This window comes from Streptosporangium sp. NPDC003464, assembly GCF_053588315.1.
This window is the reverse complement of the sequence record NZ_JBSFPS010000044.1, coordinates 1-23,156: the sequence shown is the minus strand read 5'-3', so window position 1 is coordinate 23,156 and position 23,156 is coordinate 1. Positions and strand designations below refer to the sequence as shown.

Annotated in this window: 25 protein-coding genes; 13 read left to right on the top strand and 12 right to left on the bottom strand. The window is 70.9% G+C overall.

The window, feature by feature from the left end:
* Window positions 1–315 precede the first annotated feature (315 nt).
* The gene (locus ACWDS7_RS12780; protein ID WP_451929399.1) at window positions 316–1,773 is read right to left on the bottom strand and encodes an FAD-dependent monooxygenase; all 1,458 of its coding nucleotides are present in this window, start codon (window positions 1,771–1,773) and stop codon (window positions 316–318) included.
* A 64-nt stretch (window positions 1,774–1,837) separates the two neighbouring features.
* Here ACWDS7_RS12780 and ACWDS7_RS12775 point away from each other — a divergent pair, with 64 nt between their 5' ends.
* A complete protein-coding gene (locus ACWDS7_RS12775) occupies window positions 1,838–2,509 on the top strand; it encodes a TetR/AcrR family transcriptional regulator (protein WP_451929398.1) in 672 nt (223 codons plus the stop codon).
* On the opposite strand, the gene ACWDS7_RS12770 is transcribed toward ACWDS7_RS12775, so the two are convergent.
* Both ACWDS7_RS12770 and ACWDS7_RS12765 read right to left on the bottom strand, forming a co-directional pair.
* The gene (locus tag ACWDS7_RS12770) at window positions 2,487–2,747 is read right to left on the bottom strand and encodes a hypothetical protein (protein ID WP_451929397.1); all 261 of its coding nucleotides are present in this window, start codon (window positions 2,745–2,747) and stop codon (window positions 2,487–2,489) included. The genes ACWDS7_RS12775 and ACWDS7_RS12770 overlap by 23 nt on opposite strands.
* 143 nt (window positions 2,748–2,890) lie before the next feature.
* Window positions 2,891–3,952 (bottom strand): hypothetical protein, encoded by a 1,062-nt coding sequence (locus tag ACWDS7_RS12765; protein WP_451929396.1) that lies wholly within the window; start codon window positions 3,950–3,952, stop codon window positions 2,891–2,893.
* Here ACWDS7_RS12765 and ACWDS7_RS12760 point away from each other — a divergent pair.
* Window positions 3,929–4,426, top strand: a complete 498-nt coding sequence (locus ACWDS7_RS12760) for a hypothetical protein (RefSeq protein ID WP_451929395.1) — start codon at window positions 3,929–3,931, stop codon at window positions 4,424–4,426. The genes ACWDS7_RS12765 and ACWDS7_RS12760 overlap by 24 nt on opposite strands.
* A gap of 341 nt (window positions 4,427–4,767) precedes the next feature.
* Here the strand turns inward: ACWDS7_RS12760 and ACWDS7_RS12755 are convergent, their stop codons facing one another.
* Window positions 4,768–5,220 carry a MarR family winged helix-turn-helix transcriptional regulator gene (locus ACWDS7_RS12755; RefSeq protein WP_451929394.1) on the bottom strand — a complete coding sequence of 151 codons (453 nt, stop codon included), beginning with the start codon at window positions 5,218–5,220 and terminating at the stop codon, window positions 4,768–4,770.
* A 63-nt stretch (window positions 5,221–5,283) separates the two neighbouring features.
* Between ACWDS7_RS12755 and ACWDS7_RS12750 the strand changes: the two genes are divergently transcribed.
* Window positions 5,284–6,405 (top strand): FAD-dependent monooxygenase, encoded by a 1,122-nt coding sequence (locus ACWDS7_RS12750; protein ID WP_451929393.1) that lies wholly within the window; start codon window positions 5,284–5,286, stop codon window positions 6,403–6,405.
* Between the two features lie 555 nt (window positions 6,406–6,960).
* On the opposite strand, the gene ACWDS7_RS12745 is transcribed toward ACWDS7_RS12750, so the two are convergent.
* Window positions 6,961–7,320, bottom strand: coding sequence for a transposase (locus tag ACWDS7_RS12745; protein WP_451929392.1), 360 nt, complete (start codon window positions 7,318–7,320; stop codon window positions 6,961–6,963).
* 214 nt (window positions 7,321–7,534) lie between these two features.
* Entirely contained in the window at window positions 7,535–8,431 is an 897-nt protein-coding gene (locus tag ACWDS7_RS12740) for a LysR family transcriptional regulator (protein ID WP_451929391.1), read from the bottom strand.
* 36 nt (window positions 8,432–8,467) lie between these two features.
* Here ACWDS7_RS12740 and ACWDS7_RS12735 point away from each other — a divergent pair, with 36 nt between their 5' ends.
* The 3 genes from ACWDS7_RS12735 to ACWDS7_RS12725 all read left to right on the top strand — a co-directional run bounded on the left by ACWDS7_RS12735 (window position 8,468) and on the right by ACWDS7_RS12725 (window position 10,019).
* Window positions 8,468–9,205, top strand: coding sequence for an SDR family oxidoreductase (locus tag ACWDS7_RS12735; RefSeq protein ID WP_451929390.1), 738 nt, complete (start codon window positions 8,468–8,470; stop codon window positions 9,203–9,205).
* 73 nt (window positions 9,206–9,278) lie between these two features.
* Window positions 9,279–9,542, top strand: a complete 264-nt coding sequence (locus ACWDS7_RS12730) for an alcohol dehydrogenase catalytic domain-containing protein (RefSeq protein ID WP_451929389.1) — start codon at window positions 9,279–9,281, stop codon at window positions 9,540–9,542.
* A gap of 213 nt (window positions 9,543–9,755) precedes the next feature.
* Window positions 9,756–10,019, top strand: a complete 264-nt coding sequence (locus ACWDS7_RS12725; protein ID WP_451929388.1) for a hypothetical protein — start codon at window positions 9,756–9,758, stop codon at window positions 10,017–10,019.
* A gap of 409 nt (window positions 10,020–10,428) precedes the next feature.
* Here the strand turns inward: ACWDS7_RS12725 and ACWDS7_RS12720 are convergent, their stop codons facing one another.
* Genes ACWDS7_RS12720 through ACWDS7_RS12705 form a run of 4 tightly spaced genes read right to left on the bottom strand, consistent with a single transcriptional unit; the run spans window position 10,429 to window position 14,333 of the window.
* On the bottom strand, window positions 10,429–11,685 hold the full coding sequence (locus ACWDS7_RS12720; RefSeq protein ID WP_451929387.1) for an FAD-dependent monooxygenase: 1,257 nt from the start codon (window positions 11,683–11,685) through the stop codon (window positions 10,429–10,431).
* A 16-nt stretch (window positions 11,686–11,701) separates the two neighbouring features.
* A complete protein-coding gene (locus tag ACWDS7_RS12715) occupies window positions 11,702–12,349 on the bottom strand; it encodes a maleylpyruvate isomerase family mycothiol-dependent enzyme (protein ID WP_451929386.1) in 648 nt (215 codons plus the stop codon).
* Window positions 12,349–13,182, bottom strand: a complete 834-nt coding sequence (locus ACWDS7_RS12710) for a fumarylacetoacetate hydrolase family protein (protein ID WP_451929385.1) — start codon at window positions 13,180–13,182, stop codon at window positions 12,349–12,351. The genes ACWDS7_RS12715 and ACWDS7_RS12710 overlap by 1 nt, the downstream gene beginning before the upstream one ends.
* On the bottom strand, window positions 13,179–14,333 hold the full coding sequence (locus ACWDS7_RS12705; protein ID WP_451929384.1) for a cupin domain-containing protein: 1,155 nt from the start codon (window positions 14,331–14,333) through the stop codon (window positions 13,179–13,181). Before ACWDS7_RS12705 ends, ACWDS7_RS12710 begins: the two co-directional genes overlap by 4 nt.
* Window positions 14,334–14,412: 79 nt before the next feature.
* Here ACWDS7_RS12705 and ACWDS7_RS12700 point away from each other — a divergent pair, with 79 nt between their 5' ends.
* Window positions 14,413–15,177, top strand: a complete 765-nt coding sequence (locus ACWDS7_RS12700; RefSeq protein ID WP_451929383.1) for an IclR family transcriptional regulator — start codon at window positions 14,413–14,415, stop codon at window positions 15,175–15,177.
* A 9-nt stretch (window positions 15,178–15,186) separates the two neighbouring features.
* Here ACWDS7_RS12700 and ACWDS7_RS12695 read toward each other — a convergent pair whose 3' ends face one another.
* Window positions 15,187–15,948 (bottom strand): IclR family transcriptional regulator, encoded by a 762-nt coding sequence (locus tag ACWDS7_RS12695; protein ID WP_451929382.1) that lies wholly within the window; start codon window positions 15,946–15,948, stop codon window positions 15,187–15,189.
* A gap of 68 nt (window positions 15,949–16,016) precedes the next feature.
* On the opposite strand from ACWDS7_RS12695, the gene ACWDS7_RS12690 reads away from it, so the two are divergent.
* From ACWDS7_RS12690 to dmpG, 3 genes are read left to right on the top strand one after another with little or no spacing between them, the layout of a single operon-like run.
* Entirely contained in the window at window positions 16,017–16,841 is an 825-nt protein-coding gene (locus ACWDS7_RS12690) for a 2-keto-4-pentenoate hydratase (RefSeq protein ID WP_451929381.1), read from the top strand.
* Window positions 16,838–17,782: an acetaldehyde dehydrogenase (acetylating) gene (locus tag ACWDS7_RS12685; RefSeq protein ID WP_451929380.1), complete on the top strand. Its 945-nt coding sequence runs from the start codon at window positions 16,838–16,840 to the stop codon at window positions 17,780–17,782. The genes ACWDS7_RS12690 and ACWDS7_RS12685 overlap by 4 nt, the downstream gene beginning before the upstream one ends.
* A complete protein-coding gene (gene dmpG / locus ACWDS7_RS12680) occupies window positions 17,782–18,807 on the top strand; it encodes a 4-hydroxy-2-oxovalerate aldolase (protein WP_451929379.1) in 1,026 nt (341 codons plus the stop codon). Before ACWDS7_RS12685 ends, dmpG begins: the two co-directional genes overlap by 1 nt.
* A 15-nt stretch (window positions 18,808–18,822) precedes the next feature.
* On the opposite strand, the gene ACWDS7_RS12675 is transcribed toward dmpG, so the two are convergent.
* Window positions 18,823–19,473 (bottom strand): TetR/AcrR family transcriptional regulator, encoded by a 651-nt coding sequence (locus tag ACWDS7_RS12675; RefSeq protein WP_451929378.1) that lies wholly within the window; start codon window positions 19,471–19,473, stop codon window positions 18,823–18,825.
* A 186-nt stretch (window positions 19,474–19,659) separates the two neighbouring features.
* Here ACWDS7_RS12675 and ACWDS7_RS12670 point away from each other — a divergent pair, with 186 nt between their 5' ends.
* Genes ACWDS7_RS12670 through ACWDS7_RS12660 form a run of 3 tightly spaced genes read left to right on the top strand, consistent with a single transcriptional unit; the run spans window position 19,660 to window position 23,014 of the window.
* Window positions 19,660–21,204, top strand: a complete 1,545-nt coding sequence (locus tag ACWDS7_RS12670; RefSeq protein ID WP_451929377.1) for a bifunctional 3-(3-hydroxy-phenyl)propionate/3-hydroxycinnamic acid hydroxylase — start codon at window positions 19,660–19,662, stop codon at window positions 21,202–21,204.
* A 32-nt stretch (window positions 21,205–21,236) separates the two neighbouring features.
* Window positions 21,237–22,169 (top strand): VOC family protein, encoded by a 933-nt coding sequence (locus tag ACWDS7_RS12665; protein ID WP_451929376.1) that lies wholly within the window; start codon window positions 21,237–21,239, stop codon window positions 22,167–22,169.
* The gene (locus tag ACWDS7_RS12660) at window positions 22,169–23,014 is read left to right on the top strand and encodes an alpha/beta fold hydrolase (protein ID WP_451929375.1); all 846 of its coding nucleotides are present in this window, start codon (window positions 22,169–22,171) and stop codon (window positions 23,012–23,014) included. Before ACWDS7_RS12665 ends, ACWDS7_RS12660 begins: the two co-directional genes overlap by 1 nt.
* Window positions 23,015–23,156 lie beyond the last annotated feature (142 nt).

The window sequence follows — 23,156 nt, the reverse complement described above, 5'->3', positions numbered from 1 at the left end:
GTGACTCATGCCCCTCCGTTCATCGGTGACGTCGTTTTCGGCGACACGTGAGAACTGGCCTCCAGAGGACGAGCGGGGCAGGCGTCTTACATCGTCACGATGACCGTTGGCCGGGGCGTCACCGTTGTCGTTGTGGTCGATGAGCACCAGGTGGAAGGCGGCTTCTTTGTGCAGCCGCGCCAGCGGCGGCGGTGGTGCGCCAGGTGAGGCGGTTGCAGGAGGGGGTGTCGGTCCACGGCGCGTCGTTGGGCAGCCGGTAGCGCCGGGTGCGGTAGCGGCGATACAGCCGGCGGCCGCTGAGCCGGTGGAGCATCGTCACGGCGCTACCGTCGCCGCTCCGGTCCAGTCCAGCAGCGCCTGCTGCTCGGCCTCGATCGGCCCTGCCCAGGCGAGGTGCCCGTCCGGCCGGACGAGTAGCGCCTCGGCCTCCTCCAGGTCGGGCGTGGGCTGCCAGGCCGTGGCGGTGACCGTCTCCACGCGGTCGTCCCGGCCGGACGCGCCAGCCTGCTTCCCCGTATGGACGAGCAGGAACCGCCCGTCGTGCAGCAATTGGTACAGGCGCTCGACCCCGGGCCGCTCCGCGACGCTGATCGGCAGGTCCGGTACCCGCGCCCCGGCCGGGGAGCCGTCGCCGTAGTGGGTGCCGATCGCCGAGACCGACGCGGCCAGGTTGCGGTTGACCTCCCCGATGCGCAGGAGGCCGTCGAGCATGCCGCGCAGCGCCATGGCCGGCCGGTGGTACTGCGGCACCAGTGTCAGTTCCATCAGCAGCGTCTGCACCTCGGTGTTGGCGGTGACGGCCGCGCCGACCGGCCGACGCTCGGCGTCGTAGGAGTCCAACAGCCCTTCCGGGGCCCAGTCTTTGACCTGGGCGGCGAGCTTCCAGCCCAGGTTCATGGCGTCCTGCAGACCGGTGTTGAGGCCCTGTCCCGCCGCCGGGAAGTGGATGTGGGCCGCGTCGCCCGCCACCAGGAGCCGGCCCTGCCGGTACCGCCCGGCCAGGCGGGTCGCGTTGCCGAACCGCGACAACCAGTGCGGCTCGGCGACGTTGAAGTCCGTGCCGGCGATGTTCGTCAGAGCTTGCCGGAACTCCTCGTACGTCAGGGGCCGGTCAGACGGCACCCGCATGCGTTCGGGATCGATGACCACGAACCGGGTCAGCCCGCCCTCCAGCGGCACGGCCAGCACGCCGTGGGCCTCGGCCGAGTGCGCGGCGTCCGGACCGGTGACGGCGAAGTCGCCGAGCATACCGGACAGCGTCTCGTCGGTGCCGTCGAAGGGGATGCCCGCCGCCTGCCGGACGATACTGCGTCCGCCGTCACAGCCCACGACGTACGAGGCGCGTAGCGTCTCTCCCCGGGCTGTTTCGACGACGACGCCGTCCGGCTCCTGCCGCACGGCGGTGACCTGACAGCCGCGGACGATCTCGGCGCCCAGCTCGCGGGCGCGGGCGTCGAGTAGTTCCTCGGTACGGGCCTGCTCCAGGAACAGGGTGTAGCCGTGCCGGGTGTCCAGGGCGGTGAAGTCGAGGCGGGTGTTCAGGCCCGCGAAGTGCCACCCGGGCAGGGTGTGACCGCGGGCCAGGAAACGGTCGGCGATGCCGCGCAGGTCCATCACCTCGATGCTGCGCGGGTGCAGCGTGAGCGCCCGCGACTGGCTGGTGGGCGCGTCGTTCCGTTCGAGTACGCGGACCCCCACGCCCGCCAGGGCCAGCTCTGCGGCCAGCAGCAGCCCGGTGGGGCCGGCTCCCACCACGATCACGTCGGTGTGCACGATTTGTGCCCCTTCTATTAAATGAACATCGTTCATAAAATCGAGGTCACTAGTATCACTGGGCATGGGACCCACGTCAACCTCCCCGTCCGCCCAGCGCTCCCGAGGCCGCCCCCGCAAGATGGCCGTGCCGGAGGCGGTCGCCGCCGCCCTGCGCCTGGTGGACGAGGACGGGCTCGACTCGCTGACCATGCGCCGCCTGGCCGCGGCCCTCGACGTCCAGGTGGGCACGCTCTACCGGCACTTCGCCACCAAGCAGACGCTGCTCGCCGCCATGGCCGAGGAGATGCTCGCGGGCTGCGCCGGCCCGCTGCCCGACGGGCTCACCTGGCGCGAACAGATCACCGAACTGGCCGGGCGGCTGCGTATGGCGTTGCTGCGTCACCGCGACGGCGCACGTGTCTACGCGGGCACCCACTCCGTCGGCCCCAACACGCTGAGCTACACCGACACCCTCGTGGGCGTGCTGCGTGAGACATGCCTGACCCCTGAGGCGGCCACCCGTACGGCACTCACAATCGTCCACTTCATCGTCGGCCACACGCTGGAGGAACAGGCCGCCCAGGCTCTCGCCGAGTCCGAGTTGCCCGCCACGCTGACCCTGCTGCACGCGGCCCTCGACCCGGGTACCTACCCCAACCTGGCAGCCGCCGAGGCCACGCTGACCAGCACCGACTTCGTCGGCCACTTCGCCCACGGCCTGAACCTGATCATCAAAGGACTGGCCGGTGAGTGACGTCGCTCGATGAACCGGCCCTGCCCTGGATCAGCAGCGTGACCGCGCCGCCCCGCACCGGCAGCGGTGTCGGCAGGGACAGCAGCAGCACCGGCGCGGCGGCCAGCATCCCACCGCCGATGCCTAAGGTGAGGGTGACCGGGGTGAACCGTGCCCAGCGCACCAGCGTGAAGCATGCGCCGATGAGCAGCAGGCCGGGCAGGATCCGGACGCCGTAGGCCAGGAGGTCGGGCAGCACGAAGACGTCTCCGGTTCTTCGAAGTGGGGGGAGGCAGGGAAGGGCGGGACGATCGCCTCGCCCTTCCCTGCGAGCCGTGGGGGAATGACAGTGGCGGGCGACCACCGCGGCGGTGGTGGTGTGGCCGTGGGGGGCCGTGGTGGTCAGGGACGTCCGGAACCGGCCGGGTCCCTGCCGGTGGCCGAGAGCGGGATGACGGCGCGTACCTTGCCGCCTGTGCTGTGCTGGATCGGTTCGCCGGCGCGTTCGAGGCGCACATGGCCGAGGTGGTGGCGGGCCAGCAGGTCGCGCATGCGGGTCTCGATCCGGCGCCAGAGGGTTTCGGGGTCGGCGTCAGGTGCGGGATGCAGCCGGATGCGTAGCGTGGTCGGCGCGGTCTGGACGATCTGGAACAGCTCCAGGCCGGGCACCGTCTCCAGCAGGGTGGCCAGCGGCAGCGGGGCGAGGGTGACCGGCGCTTTTTCCTGCGCCGGTCCTGGGCCGGGGAAGGTGAGCAGGTCGGCGGCGCGGCCCTGGACGCGGACGGCCGGGCCGGGGTGGCCGCACGGGCACGGATCGGGCCGGAGCACGACGCTGTCGCCGAGGTCGTAGCGCAGGACCGGCTGCACGTGGTTGGCCAGGTTGGTCAGCAGCACGGTGTGCGAGGGCTCGCCCGGCGCCACCGGCCGGTACTGCTCGTCGACGGGTTCGAGGATGGCCCAGCCGGCGTTGAGGTGCATCCAGCTCTCAGAGCAGCTGCAGGACAGGAACGGGCACTCGTTGCAGGCGTAGCTGGTGCGCACCTTCGCCCCCAGCGCGGCCGCGATGCGCGCGTACTCGCCGACGGGCAGACCTTCGGCGGTGAGCATCACCAGGGCGGGGTTGATGTGCAGCCGTCCGGCTTCGGCCTCGCCGGCCAGCAGCGCGCCGATGCCGGCGTAGGGGGCCAGCACCGCCGGGCGGAAGGCGTTGAGCTCGGCCACCAGGTCCTGCAGTGGCTGGTGCACGCTGAAGGCGGCGACGCGGGAGCGGCCGCGCAGCCGGGCGGCGGCCACGGTGGAGGCGAAATGCCCACCCTCGGGTATCACCAGCGCCATCCGGGCGCCGCCGCGCGCGATCCGGACTACGTCCCGCAGGCCCAGCCAGCCGGCCAGCATCGCGGAGGTCACCGCTGTCGCGCGGGCATCTTGCAGGAAGATGCGGTGGATCGACTGACCGCCAAGCACCGGCGCCTGCCTGGCCCGCTGATCGAACATCAGCCTCGCCCCGGTGAGCCGCCCCCAGCGCAGCCGTTGTACCGGCCGGCCGACTACCTCGAACAGCACAGCCGCCGCGAACGTGTCCTGCTGTGCCCGCCCACGACCTTCTGGGAGGCGGCTCACACACCGGCCGACCTGACTTCCCTAGCCGCCCAGGCACTCGCGCGGGGACGCTACCGGCATGCCGCCCGTCTCGCTCAACGGGGCGTCGACGCCGGTGACCTCGGCGCCCTGCGGATACTGGTTCAAGTGGGGGAGCCGGCGAGGAACCGGGAGGAGGCTCGACGCCTGTACCGGCAGGCCGTCGACGCCGGTGACTTCGGCGCGCTGAACTTGCCGGCCCGGATGCGGGAAGAGGCGGGGGACCGGAAGGAGGCCGAGCGCCTTGTCTGTTTCGGCTTGACCGCAGAGGGGGAGATCGAAGCGCTTTGGAGCTCGTAGTCCCAGGTGTGGTGGTCCGGAAGCGGTGCAGCAGCCGCACGGCCTTTCCCGGCTCTGATCCTCGACGGTGTACGGGGTGCTCCGCCGGCCGGTGCGGCCGACGATGACCGTGCCTGCAGGCTCGCGCCGGGCACGGCCGCGGGTGGCCGGGCACGGCGGTCATTCCTCCTCCCCGCGCAGCCGCTTCGGGGCCTCACCGAGGGGTAGCTCGGCGGCCAGGGCGGCCGACAGCGCCGTGTCCTTCTCGATACAGCAATCGTCCGGCGGGGGCATGCGGAACGGCCGCGAAAGCGGAAATCTCACACTTACAGCGCCATAAACAGAGTGTTCACCGTAGCGCTTCAGCCGGACTGCTCGCGCAGTTCCCTGGTCGCCGAGCGGTAGGCCCGGGCGACGCCGGTGAGGATACCCAGCATCAACGGCACCTGCTCCGGCGTGTAATGCCCGCGGATCTCTCCCAGGTGCCGCTCGGAGGTGATGCGGGTGGCGTGGTACTCGGCCATGCCACCTTCTATCAGCTCCACGGTGACCATGCGCCGGTCGCGCTCGCCGCGCACCCGCCGCACATAGCCGGCCTTCTCCAGGCGGTCGGTGAGCCGGGTCGCGGAGGCGGACGGCAGCCCCAGCTCCTCGGAGATGACTCCCACGGGGAGCGGGCCGCGCATCTCCAGCAGGATGAGGGCGGCCACGTCCACATGGTGCACGCCGAGCCGGTCGGCGATCGCCTCGATGTGCAGCATGACCGCGATCAGGAACTCGCGGAAGACGTCCTCTTCTAGGTGCTTGTCGGTCACTCGACCCAATGTACTTCGCATCGATGTATCTTTAAAATGAAGTTACTTCGATTTGGAGAGAAAATGGATGTTCTTGTCATCGGTGCCGGCGTGGGCGGCCTGGCCGTCGCGCGGAGTCTGCTGGCCGCCGGGCACCAGGTGCGGATCTATGAGCAGGCGCCGACCATGCGGACGGGCGGCGCGGGACTGAGCATCTTCAGCAACGGCGCCGCCGTGCTGCATGATCTCGGTGTCAGCCTTGACGGCGTCGGCGGCCGGTTCGACCGGATCGACGCGCTGACGGCGGACGGCCGGCTACGGCTCAGCTCCGACATGGCCCATGCGGCCACGCTCTACGGTTTCCCGAACAAGTCGATCTCCCGCCGCCTTCTGCTGGAGCGGCTGTCCGAGGGGCTGCCCGGCGACCTGATCAGCTACGGCACGGGCTGCCGGAAAGTGACCCAGGACGGCGACCGGGTCACGGCGACCTTCGACGACGGCTCAATGATCACAGGGGACCTGCTCATCGGAGCCGACGGCCACCACTCGGTCGTCCGGCGCGAGCTGTGGGGCGACGTCCCCATCCGGACGGCCACCTTCGGCACCTGGCAGGCCCTGAGCCGGATCGACATCGACCTTGCCCGCGCCCACCTCCACCTCATGATCACCGGAAGGGAGGGGGCGTGCGGGATCATCCCCGCCGGGGACGGCAAGCTCCAGTGGTGGTTCGACGTACGCTGGTCCCCCGGCGAGCCGCGCCCTGCCGCGCCCCTAGCCGAACTGAGGCGCCGCTTCGGCCACTGGGCGTCCCCCGTCCCCGAACTGCTCGCCCAGGCGTCCGAGGACGATCTCGACTTCTTCGGCCACCACTGGCAGAAGGTGCGCCGGGAGTGGGGCAAGGGCCGCGTCACCCTGCTCGGCGACGCCGCCCACCTCATGCCACCCACCCTCGGCCAGGGCGCCAACCAGACCCTGGAGGACGTGTGGGTGCTCGGGCGCGAGCTCGCCAAGGGCGGCGACCCGGCGCAACGGCTACGCGCCTACGAGCGGGCCCGCTACCCGCACGTCAACCTGGTGTCCAGGCTGGCCAGGCACAGCCCCGCCAACTGGCGGATCCCCCCGCTCATCGGCCGGATGTTCTCCGAGACGTCCCAGAGCGGGATGCTCGCCCGCTTCAGCAACCGCCTCACCGCCCTCCCCCACTGAGAGCGGGCGCCAGAAGACGGCGGCTTGGCCGATCAGGACGCGTCGTAGTCCAGGCGCGAGGCGGCCGCGTAGGCACGGCGCTGTTCGGCCAGGCGACGAATCCAGAGGGCAGACCAAGTACGCCTGAGAGGGGCAGTGGCCGCTTCTCTCCACGAAAGAGCCGGTCAGTGGGTACGGCGAGGCAAGGCGAGGCGAGGCGGGTGGTGATGGCCGCGACGGCCTCGACGCCAGGTTTGGCGTGGCGCAGGGCGGTGCGCGAGTTCTTGTGCCGGGTCTTGCCCATGATGAGCTGGAGCGGGACCCCGGCGTCGCCGAGATGGGTGGCGCCGCGCTGCCCGCGCCTGTGCTGCATCCTGCAAGGGCTGGGACGAACACGGCGGCGATGAAATGACGGGCGGTCCTCATGGTGATCACTCCTAGGGCGGCGTGTGGTAAGGGACGATCGGCGTGGGTGACGGGTTGGCTGATGAGCTGGGTTCTGTCGGGGCTCCTGATCGCCTGTAGGGCCGAACGGCGTTCAGGGGAGCGCGAAGTCAAGATCGCCTAGGGCCTGTTTCAAAGGCGGGTGAGCCAGTCGTTGAGGGCGGCGATGTGGATGACAGCCTCATGGCGAACGGCGAGCTTGTCGTAGCGGGTGGCGACGGCGCGGTGGCGTTTGAACCGGTTGATGCCGCATTCCACGGCGTGCCGCTCTCGGTAGTCGCCCCGGTCAAAGGCCGGAGGACGGCCACCCCGGCTACCGCGCCGTAACCGGCCCTGAACGTGATCGACCGGTCCGGGAACCGTGGCACGGATCCCGCGTCCGCGCAGATGAGCGCGGACCGCCCGGGAAGCGTAAGCCTTGTCCGCCCGCACGAGACGGGGACGGGTGCGCGGCCGTCCCGGCCCCATCCAGGGCACCCGGATGGCGGCCATGACCGCCTCGTCACCGCCAGGGTGATCACGAGATCTCCGGTATTCGGGTTCTTCTTGGTCGTTGAACCCTTTACCGGAGATCTCTCTGTTTAGCGATCGCGACACACCATCACATACCGGACTTCGAGACAGTACACCGGATGTATCCCGAAACATTGGTGATGCTCGGTACAGTCGTGCGGCCTGCGAACAGCGGTGCTGCAGCGGGTATCGGCTATAGGCGTGTCGCGGTGCGGACGAGGTCGGCGACGGCTTTGGATCTGCTGTGTGGCGGCCAGGCGATGACGGTCGTGACGGCCGGTGCGTCCGGCACCGGCACGATGGCGTGGTCGTCGCTTAGCTGGTCTCGGAGCGACTCGGGTACGACGGCGCAGGCCAGTCCGAGCGCGATCAGTTGGAACAGTTGGGTATGGTCGCGCACCTGCGGGCCGGGGCCGTCCGGATAGCCGCCATCCCGTCCAGGCCAGCGCGGCAGGGGCAGGTCCGTCTGGGCGTTGACCTCGACTAACGACAGATACGCCCGGTTGGCGAGGGGATGACCCTTGGGCAGGACCACGACCTGCTGTTCGGTGTGCAGCTCCTCGGTGTCGAATCCGGCTGTCGTGTCGTAAGGCCGGTGGAGCAGAGCAACGTCGGTACGCCCGTTGCGCAGCAGACTTTCCGGCTCGCCCGGCCCGCACAGCATCACCTCGACTGCCACTGAGCCCGGTTCGGCGGCGTAGGCGTGCAGAAGCTTCGACAACAGTTCCCTGGACGCTCCGGCCTTGGTGGCCAGGACCACACCGGGCTGGTCAGCCGCGGCGCGGCGGGTGCGGCGCTCGGCGGCTTCGACCGCGTCGAGCGCGAGCCGGGCCTCCCGTAGCAGCACCGACCCGGCCTCGGTCAAGGCGATGGCGCGAGCGGTGCGGTGCAGCAGAACGACTCCGAGCCGCCGTTCCAGCTGCTGGATCGCCCGCGACAGTGGTGGTTGCGCCATCGCGAGCCGTTGTGCCGCCCGCCCGAAGTGCAACTCCTCCGCTACGGCGACGAAGTATCGCAACTCCCGCGTCTCCACCAGCTCATCGTATCCGGCGCTGACCACGACCAATACCCGTGCGGTATCGCCGCCCACCTGACCGGTCTTGGACGCCCCACCCGAGTCCGCAACATGATCGACGGCATGAGTGAACGGACGATCGCGCTGGTGACCGGCGCGAACAAGGGAATCGGATACGAGATCGCCGCAGGCCTGGGCGCCCTTGGCTGGCGAATCGGTGTGGGCGCGAGGGATCAACAACGCCGCGACACCGCGGTCGAGAAGCTGCGCGCGGCCGGGACCGATGCGTTCGGCGTGCCGCTCGACGTCACCGACGACGAAAGCGTCGCCGCCGCGGCCGAGCTGATCGCCGGCCGTGCCGGAGGGCTCGACGTCCTGGTCAACAATGCCGCGATCACCGGCGGTATGCCACAGACACCGACCACGGGCGAGCCCGCGACCGTGCGAGCCGTCGTGGAAACCAACGTGATCGGCGTCATCCGGGTCACCAACGCGATGCTGCCGATGCTGCGCAACTCGGCATCACCGCGGATCGTCAACATGTCCAGCAGCGTCGGCTCGCTCACCCTGCAAACCACACCGGGCATCGACATGGGCCAGGTTCCCGCCGCCTACTTGGCCTCGAAGACCTTCCTCAACGCCCTCACCATCCAATACGTCAAGGAACTGAGCGACACCAACATCCTGATCAACTCCGGCTGCCCCGGCTTCACCGCCACCGACCTCAACGGCTTCCAAGGCGTCCGCACACCACAACAGGGTGCGGCCATCGCGATTCACCTCGCAACCCTGCCCGACGACGGACCGACCGGCGGATTCTTCGACGACGCCGGAACGGTGCCCTGGTAACAGCCACACCAGCACGGACCATTCCCGTTCTCGACGTCAGCCGCGCATCGCGCGCCACAGGAGAAGCAAGACAATGACAAAGGCAGTCAGATACGACGAGTTCGGTGGAATCGAGGTGTTGCGGGTCGACGAGGTCGACCGGCCGGTGCCCGAGAGCGGGCAGGTCCTCGTGCGGGTCAAGGCCGCAGGCGTCAACCCCGGTGAGGCGGCCATAAGCACCGGCGCGATGGCCGACATCTTTCCCTCGACCTTTCCGTCCGGGCAGGGCAGCGACCTCGCCGGAGTTGTCGCCTGGTCGGCTGCCAAACGGCGGCGACAGTTGTCGGCGATCGTATAGAGCTTCTCGCCGGGCCAGCGGGTGCGTGGTGTCTTGAGGAAGGACGGGTACTCGCGCCGGCGTTTGCGGGCCCGGATCCGGTAATGGCCCGGATCCGGTAATACAGCCTGCCAGCGACCAGGTCCAGCGCGGCGATCATCTGCATGACGCCGTGGTAGCGGTTGCAGGTGGCCCGCGGCCGGGCCGGCGAGCCGGCCGGCCGCCACCGTGCTCATGTTCGTGATCGGCGCCGCGCAGGGCCAGGCGGCACAAGCGGCCTGGCAGGCGCACCTACGACGGAACGGCGCCGACGCCGACAAAGAGCTCCAAGGGATCACCGCTGAGATGCTCGCGGTCACCCAGAACCTCCCCCGGCTGCGGGCCCGCATCGACTCCGCCGCCATAACCCCGCCCGGGGACCCGTTCGAGTTCGGACTCCACACACTTCTGGCCGGGCTGGAATCGCGCATCCACTCCCCGACATCGTCGGCTCCGTGACGACGGTCATGGCACCTCAGTGCCGCCGCTGTTGCGCGAGGGCGCCCAGAAGATGAGTTCCGCGAGCGTCGCGCCGAGCGGGGCTCGGCCGCCGGGAACGCCTCCCGGACCCCGAGCCGGAACCCCAGGGCGTGCCGCAGGTCCGGCGCCGCCCAGGACAGGGGGCGGCGGAGTACGCCAGAAGGACCCGGAGTACGCCAGAAGGACACCGTGGGCCGGGGCGCGCCGTGCTGAGGTTTCGGCGGCGGGTTGCCGCACGGTCCGTGGGACCGGATTGCCGGCCGTACCACGGTCACTGCGTTGACCTGAGGCGATGCGGATCGGTAGACCGACAGAACATGAGATCCGTCCGGCCGACCCGGTTACCGACGGGTACCGCCAACGGCTGTCCCGTCGTTCCCGAGGCCGGTCACAGTGGCGCGGCATCGAGGGGGATCGGGCGGAACATCTCCGGCTCGTCCTCGGGGGTCAGCGCCGTGGGACCGAAGATCCAGTCGACGAACGAGTAGTCGTGGACGTCGCGGCCGCGCAGCAGGGCGTTGCGCTGCAGTCTCCGGACGCCCTCGAGGTGCCACAACGCGCCCCACGCCCGAGCGGTGGTGACGACCCGGCGGCAGTGCTCGGGCCGTACCGCCTGGTAGGCGGCGAGCGTCCGGTCCCAGTCCACGTCTGAGCCGTCCTCGGCGCGCTGAGCGGCGACGTGCTCACCGAGCACCCAGCCGTCCTCGATCGCCATGATCGCCCCCTGCGCCATGTACTGCAGGGGCGGGTGCGCGGCGTCGCCGAGCAGCGCGATCCGGCCGGTGACCCAGGTCATGATCGGGTCACGGTCGAACATCCGCCACCATCGGTCGCGCCACATCAGCGGCAAGCCCTGCTGGACCTGATCGCAGGTCCCCGCGAACGCCGCGTCCAGCTCGTCGGGGGTTCCCCAGTCGTCCTCGCCGGCCAGCGCCTTCGGCGACTCGAACACGGCGACCTGGTTGAACGTCTCTGCACCCCGCAGCGGGTACTGCACGAAGTGACAACGCGGGCCGACGTACACGACGACGTCCTTGTCGTGGATGTCGTTGCCGGCGACCTTCTCGAACGGCACGGCGCAGCGGTAGGCGACGTACCCGGAACTCACCGGCTCGTCCCGGACCAGCAGCTCGCGGGCGATCGAGTGCAGGCCGTCGGCGGCGATCACCACGTCCGCCTCGTCCACGCCGCCGTCGGCGAATCGGACGCGGGCGCCGCCGTCGACGTTCTCGTACCACGTGCAGCGGGCGTCGGTGAGCAGCTCGACGCCCGCCCGTTCACAGGCGCGGAGCAGGATGCCGTGCAGGTCGCTGCGGTGGATCACGAGGTAGGGGTAGCCGTAACGGCGTTCGACGTCTCGGAGGTCGAGCCGGGTCAGCTCGGCGGCGTCCACGGCGTCCTTCATGACCATGGTCTCGGGCAGCACGCCGAGGGCGGCCGCCTCCTCGAGCAGCCCGTAGCGGTCCAGGATGCGAGTGCAGTTCGGCGCGAGCTGGAGGCCGGCGCCGACCTCGCCGAACGCGGGAGCCTGCTCGTACACCCGGACCCGCAGGCCCTGGCGGATCAGGGCGAGCGCGGCGGAAAGGCCGCCGATGCCGCCCCCGACGACGATCACGTCGGCGCGGGTGGAGGGGGAGGTGCCCATAGGATCTTCTTTCTCGTCACAGCCACGGAGGCAGGGTCGGTGGGGGGCTGCCGTCGGCGGAGGTCACTCCGCCCGCAGGGCGTCCGGCCAGGTAGGCGGTCACGTCGGCCGGCGACCCCTTGACGTCGGGCACCGCGTCATGACCTCGCTTGGCGCGGATGTCCTCCCGCAGCTCCCGCAGGAAGTCGTCGGGAAGGTCGGCGAAGGTGAGCCCGGCCGCGAGGTCCACCGCGTGCACCATGGCCTCCCGGCTGCGCATCCATGGGGTCTCGCTCACCGGCACGGTGCGCCCCTGCGCGGTCACCACCTCGGCCCGCCACGCGTCCTCGGGCAGTGCCGCCATCGCGGCGGCCAGGGCCGCGGCGGACTCGGTGAACCACCGGGTCAGCTCGTCGGCACCGAGCAGGGAGCCCCGCTCGATCCCGGCGGCGCGCGCCTGCGGCGAGGCGTACATCGGGGTCTCCTCGCCGGTGCGCGCCCACCGGACCAGGTTGCCGATCGCCTCGGCGTTCGCCGCCAGGTGCGCCACGACGTGCTTGCGCGTCCAACCTGGCAGGGCCGACGCGGCGCCGTACTCCTGCTCGGAGAGACCGGCGATCGCCGACGCGCACAGCCGGGTCCCCGTGTCGACCCACGCGAGCGTGGTGGCGAGGTCGCGCGCCATCACTCGCCCTCGCGGACGACGCGGTTCTCGAGCCTGCCCAGCGCCTCGATCTCGGTCACGACAAGCTCGCCGCCCTTCAGGAAGACCGGCGGCCTGCGTGCGTGACCGACGCCGCCCGGCGTGCCGGTCGCGATCACGTCGCCCGGGTTGAGCCGGACCATCGTCGAGACGTAGCGGACCAGGTGAACCGGGTCGAAGAGCAGGTCGCCGGTGTTGTCGGACTGCACCACCCGGCCGTCGACCTCACATCGGATGTCGAGCGCCGGCCGTGGGCCGGTCTCGTCCGCGGTGACGAGGAACGGGCCGATCGGGGTGGTCGAGTCCCAGTTCTTGCCCTGCAGCCACTCACGGGTCCGGAATTGCCAGTCCCGGCAGGTGATGTCGTTGAGCACGGTGAACCCCGCGATCGCGGCGACCGCCTGCTCCTCGTCCGCCCGGCGCGTCTGCCGGCCGATGACCACGGCGAGCTCGGCCTCCCAGTCGAACTGCTCGGTCTCCGCCGGACGCCGGATCTCGTCCGTGGCGCCGATGAGGGTGTCGGCGAATTTGGAGAAGAGGGTCGGGTACTCGGGGAGGTCGCGGCCCATCTCCTTGATGTGGTTCTGGTAGTTCAGCCCGACGCAGACGACCTTGCCCGGCCGCGGGACGACCGGGGCGAGGTCGGCTCCGGCGAGCGGGTGCCGCGGGCCGTCGGCGGCCGCGGCGGCCTGGAGACCTCCGGGCGCGGCCAGCACCGCGCCGACGTCGGGCCCGCCCACCTCGACGAGCTGTCCGCCCTCGACGCGGACGGCGGCGGTGCGGTGGTCGTCCAGGCGGATGGTGGCGAGCTTCATCGGCCGCCCTCCTCGGTGTGGCTGCGGTACAGGTCGAGTTTGGTGAAGATCGGGGCGTCGCTGAACTGGAACAGGTCGAGCGCGCCCGAGTCGGAGTCGGAGGCCGACGCCTCCGAGCGGATCGACAGCGGCTGCCAGGACGGGACGGCGAACAGGTCGCCGCGGGTCACCCTCCAGGACCGGTCACCGACGGTGACCCGGCCGGACCCGTCGAAGACCTGGTAGACCGACGAGCCGGTCTCCCGGTACGGCGCGGTCTCCACGCCCGCCGTGATCCGGTGGAACTGCGCCCGGATCGTCGGGAGCACGTCGCCGGCGGTCGTCGGGTTGGTGTAGCGGACCAGGGCGTGGCCGGGTCCGACCGTGCCCGCGTGTCCCTCCCGCTCCAGCGCGAGCTGGTCGGCCAGCGCGGCGTCGGTGTCGGTCCAGCGGTAGCACAGCAACGGCGTGCCCTCATGACGGCCGAGCTGTGAGACCGGCGCCAGGCCGGGGTGTCCCCAGAGCCGTTCGGCTCGAGAGCGGTCGGGGGTGGCGTGCTCCTCCGCGGTGAGGGTGTCCCGGCCGAAGTCGAAGAACTGCGCCTCGACGCCGTACTGGAACGGGATGTCGAGCCCGTCGATCCAGGCCATCGGTGTGTCTGCCGCGTTGTGGTGGGCGTGCCAGTGCAGGCCGGGCTGGGGGAGGAAGTCTCCCCGGCGCATCGGCACCGGGTCGCGCTCGACCACGGTCCACACACCTTCGCCCTCGACGACGAAGCGGAACGCGTTCTGGCTGTGCCGGTGCTCGGGCGCGTCCTCGCCTGGCATCAGGTACTGGATCGCGGCCCACAGGGTCGGCGTCGCGTAGGGCTTGCCCCCCAGGCTCGGGTTGGCCAGAGCGATCGCCCGGCGCTCGCCGCCGCGGCCGACCGGGACCAGTTCCCCGGCGCGGCCGGCCAGGTCGAGCAGCGTGCTCCACTCCCAGCGGTGCGGCTGCGCGCTGGAACGCGGGTGCGGCGGCATCAGGTCGCCGATCTCGGTCCACAACGGGACGAGCAGCGCCTCTTCGAAGCCTCGGTAGAGGTCCTCCAGCTCGGGACTGAGGGAGGGCTGGTCCGGCCGGTCCACAGCGGCGATCTTGACCGGCGACCTGCCGGCGTTCACGTGGGGCATGGCCCCGACTATCCGTGGAGGCGACAGATCCGGAGAAGAGGATTCTGCAGGGCAGAATCCATGTGCCAGGATCGGTCCCATGGCGAAGCCCATGAAGACCCCGCCCGCCTATGCGCCCAACAGCGTCGACCATGCCCTCCGGCTCGCGCAGATCCTGCAGCTCGACGGGGTGATCACGGTCTCGGCCGCGGCCGAGCGTCTGGGCGTGGCCCGTTCCACGGCCCACCGGCTGCTGACCGCGCTGGTGTACCGCGATTTCGCGGTGCAGAACGAGGACCGCAGCTATCGGGTGGGCCCCGTCCTCGCCCTCGCCGAGCGTGCCCGGTCCGACGTCGGCGCGCTGCGCGCGGCGGCCCTCGGGGCGATGCGGACACTGGTGGACCGCATCGACGAGACGGTGAACCTCAGCATCCGCACCGGCCGGAGCGTCCGCTTCATCGCCTCGGTCGAGTGCGGTCAGGCTCTGCGGGTGGGCAGTCGCGAAGGGATGGTCTTCCCGGCCCACCAGGCCACGGGCGGCCTGGTGGCGCTGGCGGCGCTCTCGGACGAGGAGCTGGAGCTCCTTTACACCGCCGACGATCGCGGTGACCCGGACGAGGACCTGCCGGACCTGGCGCGGCTGCGCCGGGATCTGCAGTCCGTACGGCGCAGCGGGGTCGCGCTCAACCTTGAGCGCACCGAGCGGGGTGTGGTCGCGGTGGGATGTCCGGTGAAGGGCCGCACCGGCGCGACCGACGCGGCGCTGTCGATCTCGATGCCCAGCGTCCGCTACTCCCCCAAGCAGATCAAGCCGCTCATCGCCGCGCTCACGGCCACGGCCGACGCGATCACCCGCGCCCTCTGAGAGGCCGGCTCACCGGAGGAGGGCGCGCCGGCTGAGCGTGCTGCCGAGCGCGGCCGCCGCCGCGCGCACCGCGGTCACGTGCCCCTCGGGCCGGAACCTGCCCGTCGGACCGGCCACGCTGATCGCGGCGAGCGGCTCGTCGCCGCGCCCCAGCACCGGCGCGGCGACACACAGGAGCCCGACGGCCGACTCTTCCGCCTCGAACGCGACACCGGTCTCCGCGACGCGGCGCAACTGGCCGCGCAGGATGCTCGGCGCGACGACGGTGTGCGGCGTGCGCCGTTCGAGCGGCCCGGTCAGCACCTCGCGCCGCAGGTCGGCGCCGGCGTACGCGAGCAGCGCCTTGCCGATCGCGGTGCAGTGGAGCGGCATCCGGCCGCCCGTGCGCGAGGGCGCCCTGGCCTGGCGGTGGCCGCCGATCTTGGCGACGTAGACGACGTCGTGCCCCTCCCGCACCCCGAGGTGGACGGTCTCGTGGGTACGTTCGTAAAGGTCCTGGAGGAACGGCATCGCGATCTCGAGCAGGCTGCGTTCCAGTGAGGCGAGCATCCCGAGCTCGAACAGACCGCCACTGAGCCGGTAGCCGCCGTCGGCGCGGTCGAGCAGGCGGTTGGCGACCAGATCGCCGGACAGCCGGTGCACGGTCGCCTTGTGGAGGCCGGTACGCCGCACCAGCTCGGCGAGGCTGACGACCCGGTCGTCGGGCCGGAAGGCGCGCAGGATCGTCACCGCCTTGCCCAGCACGGTGTCGAGATCGACCGTCTCCGTCACTCGCACAGCGTATCGCTGAGCGAGACGATGTGCTGGTTGGCGCGCCATCCTGCCTGCACAGTGGGGGTATGAACGAACCCATCGGGCCGGCCACCGCGAGCCCGTCCGACATAGCCGCCGCGGTCGAGCGGCTGGCCGGCGCGGCCGCGTCCGGCGTGCCCTGCGCCCCCGTGCGGGACCTGATCGGCCGGAACGACCTGGCCGCCGCGTACGCCGTGCAGGCCGAGCTCGCCGGGTCCCGCCTCGCCGCCGGCGCCCGCATCTCCGGCCGCAAGATCGGTCTGACGTCGGAGGCGGTGCAACGGCAGCTCGGCGTCGACCAGCCGGACCTCGGCGTCCTCTTCGACGACATGGCCTACGCCGACGGGGACGCGATCCCGGTCGGGCGGGTCCTCCAGCCACGGGCGGAGGCGGAGATCGCGTTCGTGCTCCGTTCCGACCTGGCCGACGGCCCGCTCGACGCCCCGCAGGTCCGGGATGCGATCGAGTACGGCGTCGCCGCGCTCGAGATCTGCGGCAGCCGGATCGCCGGGTGGGACATCGCCTTCGGCGACACGGTCGCCGACAACGCCTCCTCGGGTGCCTACGTGCTCGGGACGGAGCGCCGCGTCCTCGACGAGTTCGAACCGGCGGACGTCGTGATGTCGATGAGCATCGGCGGTGAGGAGGTCTCCACCGGGACCGGCGCGGCCTGCCTGGGCGACCCGATCGAGGCGGTCGGGTGGCTGGCCCGCATGGCCCGCGACCTCGGCGGGCCGCTGCGCGCGGGACAGGTCGTCCTGTCCGGCGCGCTCGGTCCGATGCGGCCGGTCACCGCCGGCGACACCGTCACCGCCACCCTGTCCGGCCTCGGCACGGTGACCGTCCGCTTCACCGAAGGAGCAGCACCATGAGCAGGACGAAGGTCGCGATCATCGGGTCGGGCAACATCGGCACCGACTTGATGATCAAGGTGTTGCGCGGAGCACGTCACCTGGAGATGGCGGCCATGGTCGGCATCGATCCCGGATCGGACGGCTTGGCCCGCGCCGCCCGGCTCGGCGTCCGGACGACGCACCAGGGTGTCGACGGCCTGATCGCGCTGCCGGACTTCGGCGAGATCGGGATCGTCTTCGACGCCACCTCGGCCAAGGCGCACGAGGTGAACGCCGCGAAGCTGACCCCGTCCGGGAAGCGGCTGATCGACCTGACCCCGGCGGCGATCGGGCCCTACGTCGTCCCCGCCGTCAACCTCGACGAGCATCTCGACGCGCCCGACGTGAACATGGTCACCTGCGGCGGCCAGGCCACGATCCCGATCGTCGCCGCCGTCGGCCGGGTGGTGCCCGTCGAGTACGCCGAGATCGTCGCGTCCATCGCGTCGAAGTCGGCCGGACCGGGCACCCGGGCCAACATCGACGAGTTCACCGAGACCACCTCGGCCGCCGTCGAGCGGATCGGCGGGGCCCGCCGCGGCAAGGCGATCATCATCCTCAACCCCGCCGACCCGCCGCTGATCATGCGGGACACGGTCCTGTGCGTCGTCGCGGCACCGGACCCGGCCGCCCACGAGGAGATCCGCCGGTCGGTCGAGAAGATGGTCGCCGACGTCGCCGCCTACGTCCCCGGCTACCGGCTCAAGCAACAGGTGCAGATCACCGAGATCCCCGCCGACCAGCCGGTGGAGACACTCCTCCCCGGCGGCGCGGCGCGGCCCACCCACCAGGTGTCGGTCTTCCTGGAGGTCGAGGGGGCCGCGCACTATCTCCCGGCCTACGCCGGCAACCTCGACATCATGACCTCCGCCGCCCTGCGGGTCGCGGAACGCATCGCGGCACGGAAGGCGGACTTTTGATGGGCACCCCGATCTTCGTCCAGGACGTCACGCTGCGCGACGGCATGCACGCCGTACGCCACCGGATCGCCCTGGAGGACGTCAGACGCATCGTCACGGCGCTCGACCGGGCCGGTGTCGACGCGATCGAGGTCGCCCACGGCGACGGCCTCGCCGGAGGGTCGCTCAACTACGGTCCCGGGTCGCACACGGACTGGGAGTGGATCGAGGCGGCGGCGTCGGTGCTGGTGAACGCCCGCCTCACCACGCTGCTGCTGCCGGGGGTCGGCACCGTCCACGAGCTGAAGCGCGCCTACGACCTCGGGGTGCGCTCCGTCCGGGTCGCCACGCACTGCACCGAGGCCGACATCTCCGCCCAGCACATCGCCGCGGCGCGCGAGATCGGCATGGACGTGTCCGGGTTCCTGATGCTCTCCCACATGGCCCCGCCGGAGGAGTTGGCCCGGCAGGCCAAGCTCATGGAGTCCTACGGCGCCCACTGCGTCTACGTCACCGACTCCGGCGGCCGGCTCACGATGAACGACGTGGCCGCGCGGGTCCGCGCGTACCGCGACGTCCTCGACGCCGGGACCGAGATCGGCGTCCACGCCCACGAGAACCTGTCGCTGTCGGTCGCCAACTCCGTCGTCGCGGTCGAGAACGGCGTCCACCGGGTCGACGCGTCGCTGGCCGGTCACGGCGCGGGCGCCGGCAACTGCCCGCTGGAGGCGTTCATCGCGGTCGCGGACCTCTCGGACTTCGAGCACCGATGCGACCTGTTCCAGCTCCAGGACGCCGCGGACGACATCGTCCGCCCGCTGCAGGACCGTCCGGTGCGTGTCGACCGGGAGACCCTCACCCTGGGGTACGCCGGCGTCTACTCGTCGTTCCTCCGCCACGCGGAGACCGCCGCCGAGCGGTACGGCGTCGACGTCCGCGACATCCTCATGGAGTGCGGCCGCCGCCGGCTGGTCGGCGGCCAGGAGGACATGATCGTCGACATCGCCCTCACGCTCGTCGCCGAGCGCGAGCGGTGGCCCGCCTGACCGTCGGGGAAAACCTCAGCGACCGGCGATCAGCGTCTCGCCGAGCGCCACCATGGCGTCGGCGAGCTGCTCCATGAACTCCGGGATCGGCTTGCCGTCCTCGGACTGGAGTGAGACGAAGGCGCCGTCGAACCCGGCCATGCCGAAGTGGGCGAGGGCGTCCGCGACCGCGTCCGCGGCGGCCTCGCCCTCACCGATGAACGACGAGCGGATCATGTGTCGCATGTAGTCGCGACCCTCGCCGCGGACCTCGATCACGGTCAGCATCGCCTCCCGCGCCTCGGCGGCCTCATTGCTCATCACCAGCACCAGCAACAGACGGAGAAACTCCTCACGGTGCACGAAGACCTCGCCGGTCTTGCGCAGGTACCAGCCCAGACGCTCACGGGGGGTGCCGCCCACCGGCGGGTCACGGTGGGCCTCACGCATGGCCGCGAAGAAGCCCTGCGCCCCCTGGGCCATGACGGCGGACAGCAGCCCCGCCTTGGACTCGAAGTGGTGGTAGAAGGCGCTCTTCGGCAGGCCCGTCTCCTTCACCAGCGTCGAGATCGACGTGCCGGCGTAGCCGCGCACGGACATCACCCGGGCGGCCGCGTCGAGGATCTCCTGCCGGGACCGGCGGCCGCGGCTGTTTCCGGTGTGCGCCCCCTGCGCTGGCTTCTCCACCTGCCGAAGTTTAGGGACCTCGAGACGGCGGCCCGTCCATCGGTCCGGCCGTGGCGGTGTGAGAACTCGTTCCGGACAGCTCTTGACACGTCGCCGCAGGTCGTTGTTAGTCTCCTCGCAATTGGACCGAACGTTTGGTCCAAAAGTGCCGCATCGAGCATGTGCGGCCGAGAACGGAGTCAGCGCATGACCGACAGCTACGACGCGGACGTCGCGATCGTCGGGTACGGCCCGACCGGCGTGATCGCCGCACTCACCCTCGCCAGGTACGGCGTCTCCGCCGTCGCCCTGGAACGGGACAGGGACATCTACCCCCGGGCACGGGCCGTGACCGTCAACGACTGGACGATGCGGATCTTCCAGGACCTCGGCATCGACGAGCGGATCGAGAAGAAGATCGACCCCCAGCGGGCCCTGCGCTGGGTCACCTACGGCGGCCAGGAGATCATGCGGATCGAGCACCCGCCCTCGACGCTGGGCCGCAAGGCGCGCTTCTACAACATCTACCAGCCGACGATGGAGGCCGAGCTGCGCGCGGCCGCGCAGGAGCACGGTGACCGCGTCACCGTCCACTACGGCGCCGAGGTCACGGGGATCGACCAGGACGCCGACGGCGTCACCGTCACCTCGACCGACACCGCGACCGGTCGGACGCGCGCCGTCCGCGCCCGGTACGCGATCGGCGCCGACGGCGGCGCCAGCACGATCCGGGGCGAGGTGGGGTGCCGCCTGCTGGGCGACACCAACGACGTCACGTGGGTGGTCATCGACTGCCGCGTCAAGCGCTGGTGGCCCGACCGGGACTTCCTGACCTTCTGGTCCGACAAGGAGCGGCCGGTCGTCGACATCGCGCTCTCCGCCGGCAACCACCGATGGGAGATCCCGCTCAAGCCGGACGAGTCCCCTGCGGACTACCCGACCAGCGCCGAGGTCTGGCCGCTGCTGAAGGCGCTCGGCGTCACCGAGGAGGACGTCGAGATCCACCGGCACGCCTTCTACAAGCACCACGTCCGGATGTGCGACGGCTGGCGCAAGGGCCGGGTGTTCCTGGCCGGGGACGCGGCCCACCTGATGCCGCCGTGGGCCGGCGCCGGGATGCAGTCCGGGATGCGCGACGCCCACAACCTGGGCTGGAAGCTCGCCCGTGTGATCAAGGGTGAGCTGCCCGAGAGCTGGCTGGACACCTACGAGGCGGAACGGCGCCCGAACACCGCCTTCTACACCGGGCTCGCGGTCCAGCTCGGGCGGGTCATCAAGCAGGAACTGTCCGAGGCGGAGCAGGCCGCGATGAACGCGGTCCCCCAGGACACGGTCACCCCGTTCGAGCCGCCGCTCACCGCCCCGCCGGTGCTGGAGGGCGGGTGGATCAGGGGGCCGCTGGACGACGCCAGCGTCGTCGGCCGGATGGTGCCGCAGCCGATCACGGGCGACGCCGCCGGCCGGATGGCGCGCCTGGACGACCTGCTCGGCGACGGCTTCGTGCTGCTCGGCGACGACGTCGACCCCGCGACCCTGCTGACGGCGGAGGAGAAGGACGGCTGGGACGCGCTCGGCGCGCGCTACCTCGCCGTACGGCCGAAGACGGCGTACACGCAGGGCCCGGACGAGCTGGTCGACCTCGACGAGGTCCTGCTGCCCTGGCTGCGCAGGTACGGCGCCCGCGCCGTGGCGATCCGTCCCGACAAGTTCGTCGCCGCGGCCGACGTCAGCGGCCTCGCCGTACCCGCCTGAATCGGTCACCTGAGAAGGAGAAGAGGAAAGAGATGTCCGGAGTCAAGGAGCTCGGTTACGTCGTCTACGAGGTCGGCGACCTCGCCGACTGGGAGCACTTCGCCGTCGAGCTGCTGGGGATGCAGTTCGGGGAGAAGATCGACGGCGGGTTCACCCTGCGCACCGACGAGAAGGCCCACCGCTGGATCGTCACCAGGGGGCCCGCCGACGACCTGGTGGCCACCGGCTACGAGGTCTCGGACGCCGCCGCGCTCGACGCACTGGTCGAGAAGGTCCGTGCGGCCGGGGTCGAGGTCACCCAGGGCGACGACGCCCTCGCCGCCGCCCGCAAGGTGGAGCGGATCTTCGTCACCACGGACCCCATGGGCAACCGGGTCGAGCTGGTCACCGGCCTGGCCGACGCCGCCACGCCGTTCGAGTCCGCGAAGCTGCTCGGCGGGTTCGTGACGGGCGCCGGCGGCGCGGGCCACCAGGTCCTCCTGGCGCACGGTGTTTCGCGGGAGACCTACCTGCGCTTCTACGTCGACCTGCTCGGCTTCAAGATCAGCGACGTCATCGTCGAGGAGCTGGCCCCGGGTGTGGTCGCCGACCTGATCTTCCTGCACTGCAACGGCCGTCACCACACCGTGGCCTTCGGTGACCTGCCCTCGCCGAAGAAGACCCATCACTTCATGGTCGAGGTGACCGACATCCGCGACGTCGGTGTGGCCTACGACCGGTGCATGGACGCCAGGCAACCGTTCGAGATGACGCTCGGGATGCATCCGAACGACCACATGTTCAGCTTCTACGTCTTCACCCCCTCGGGCTTCAGCGTCGAGTACGGCTGGGGCGGGCTGATCATCGACGACGAGACGTGGGAGGTGAGGACGCTCGACAAGCTGCACAGCTGGGGCCACCGCCCCCCGGGCGTCGTCGCCGGACTGCTGGCCGCCGCGCCCGCGCCGAACGGGGAGGACAACTGATGGCCCTCGACGCCAAGGACATCGCACGCACCGTCCAGACCCCGGACTGGAAGCTGCGCTACTACGAGGCGGGCACCGGCCACCCGGTGGTGCTGCTGCACGGCAGCGGACCGGGCGCGACGGGATGGAGCAACTTCGCCGGCAACATCGAGGCGCTGGCCGAACACTTCCACGTCTACGCCGTCGACATGCCCGGCTGGGGCGGGTCGGACCCCGCGACCGTCGACCGGCTCGACCACGTGGAGGCGGCGATCCAGTTCCTGGACGCCCTCGGCATCGAGAGGGCCGCGTTCGTCGGCAACTCGATGGGCGGGCAGACCTCGCTGCGGCTGGCCACGGAGCACCCGGGCCGGATCTCGCACCTGATCACCATGGGGCCGCCGGTCGGCCGGATCCCCACGCTCTTCGGCGCCGGTGACGGCCCGTCCGAGGGCCTGAAGGTGCTGATCGAGGCCTACCGGGACGCCAGCCCGGAGAACATGCGCCGGCTCGTCGAGATCATGGTCTACGACAAGGCGCGGTTCGCCACTCCCGAACTGTGTCAGGCGCGTTCGGACGCGGCGCTCGCCCGTCCTGACCACCTGCGCAACTACGTGGACGGCCTGCCGAAGGGCGCCCCGCTGCCGAAGTGGGTCAAGCCGGAGTCGCTGCCGGCGATCCAGGTGCCGACCCTGCTCATCCACGGTCGCGACGACCGCGTCGTCTCGTTCGAGACCTCGCTGTACCTGCTGGCCAACATCCCGGACAGCCGGCTGGTGCTGCTCAACCGCTGCGGGCATTGGGCGATGATCGAACACGCCGACGAGTTCAACCGGCTGGTCGCCGACTTCATCGCGAACAACTGACCCGGCGGGTTCAGGTCCGTCGGCCGCGGAGCACGGCGGTGAGGGCGTCGAGGGCCGCGGCAAGGGCATCATGTCGGCCGCCAACGGCGAGGGGCTGAACCACAGCCACTACGCCGTGTGCGCGCTCCTGGGTGACAAGGGT

Excerpts from the sequence above, each read along its gene's own strand:
- ACWDS7_RS12775 (WP_451929398.1), top strand. The coding sequence starts at position 1,838 with ATGGGACCCACGTCAACCTCCCCGTCCGCCCAGCGCTCCCGAGGCCGC.
- ACWDS7_RS12690 (WP_451929381.1), top strand. The coding sequence starts at position 16,017 with ATGAACGAACCCATCGGGCCGGCCACCGCGAGCCCGTCCGACATAGCC.
- ACWDS7_RS12660 (WP_451929375.1), top strand. The coding sequence starts at position 22,169 with ATGGCCCTCGACGCCAAGGACATCGCACGCACCGTCCAGACCCCGGAC.
- ACWDS7_RS12715 (WP_451929386.1), bottom strand. The coding sequence starts at position 12,349 with ATGGCGCGCGACCTCGCCACCACGCTCGCGTGGGTCGACACGGGGACC.
- ACWDS7_RS12725 (WP_451929388.1), top strand. The coding sequence starts at position 9,756 with ATGTTCGTGATCGGCGCCGCGCAGGGCCAGGCGGCACAAGCGGCCTGG.
- ACWDS7_RS12670 (WP_451929377.1), top strand. The coding sequence starts at position 19,660 with ATGACCGACAGCTACGACGCGGACGTCGCGATCGTCGGGTACGGCCCG.
- ACWDS7_RS12700 (WP_451929383.1), top strand. The coding sequence starts at position 14,413 with ATGGCGAAGCCCATGAAGACCCCGCCCGCCTATGCGCCCAACAGCGTC.
- ACWDS7_RS12745 (WP_451929392.1), bottom strand. The coding sequence starts at position 7,320 with ATGGCCGCCATCCGGGTGCCCTGGATGGGGCCGGGACGGCCGCGCACC.
- ACWDS7_RS12750 (WP_451929393.1), top strand. The coding sequence starts at position 5,284 with ATGGATGTTCTTGTCATCGGTGCCGGCGTGGGCGGCCTGGCCGTCGCG.
- ACWDS7_RS12730 (WP_451929389.1), top strand. The coding sequence starts at position 9,279 with ATGACAAAGGCAGTCAGATACGACGAGTTCGGTGGAATCGAGGTGTTG.
- ACWDS7_RS12685 (WP_451929380.1), top strand. The coding sequence starts at position 16,838 with ATGAGCAGGACGAAGGTCGCGATCATCGGGTCGGGCAACATCGGCACC.
- dmpG (WP_451929379.1), top strand. The coding sequence starts at position 17,782 with ATGGGCACCCCGATCTTCGTCCAGGACGTCACGCTGCGCGACGGCATG.
- ACWDS7_RS12720 (WP_451929387.1), bottom strand. The coding sequence starts at position 11,685 with ATGGGCACCTCCCCCTCCACCCGCGCCGACGTGATCGTCGTCGGGGGC.
- ACWDS7_RS12710 (WP_451929385.1), bottom strand. The coding sequence starts at position 13,182 with ATGAAGCTCGCCACCATCCGCCTGGACGACCACCGCACCGCCGCCGTC.
- ACWDS7_RS12665 (WP_451929376.1), top strand. The coding sequence starts at position 21,237 with ATGTCCGGAGTCAAGGAGCTCGGTTACGTCGTCTACGAGGTCGGCGAC.
- ACWDS7_RS12735 (WP_451929390.1), top strand. The coding sequence starts at position 8,468 with ATGATCGACGGCATGAGTGAACGGACGATCGCGCTGGTGACCGGCGCG.
- ACWDS7_RS12705 (WP_451929384.1), bottom strand. The coding sequence starts at position 14,333 with ATGCCCCACGTGAACGCCGGCAGGTCGCCGGTCAAGATCGCCGCTGTG.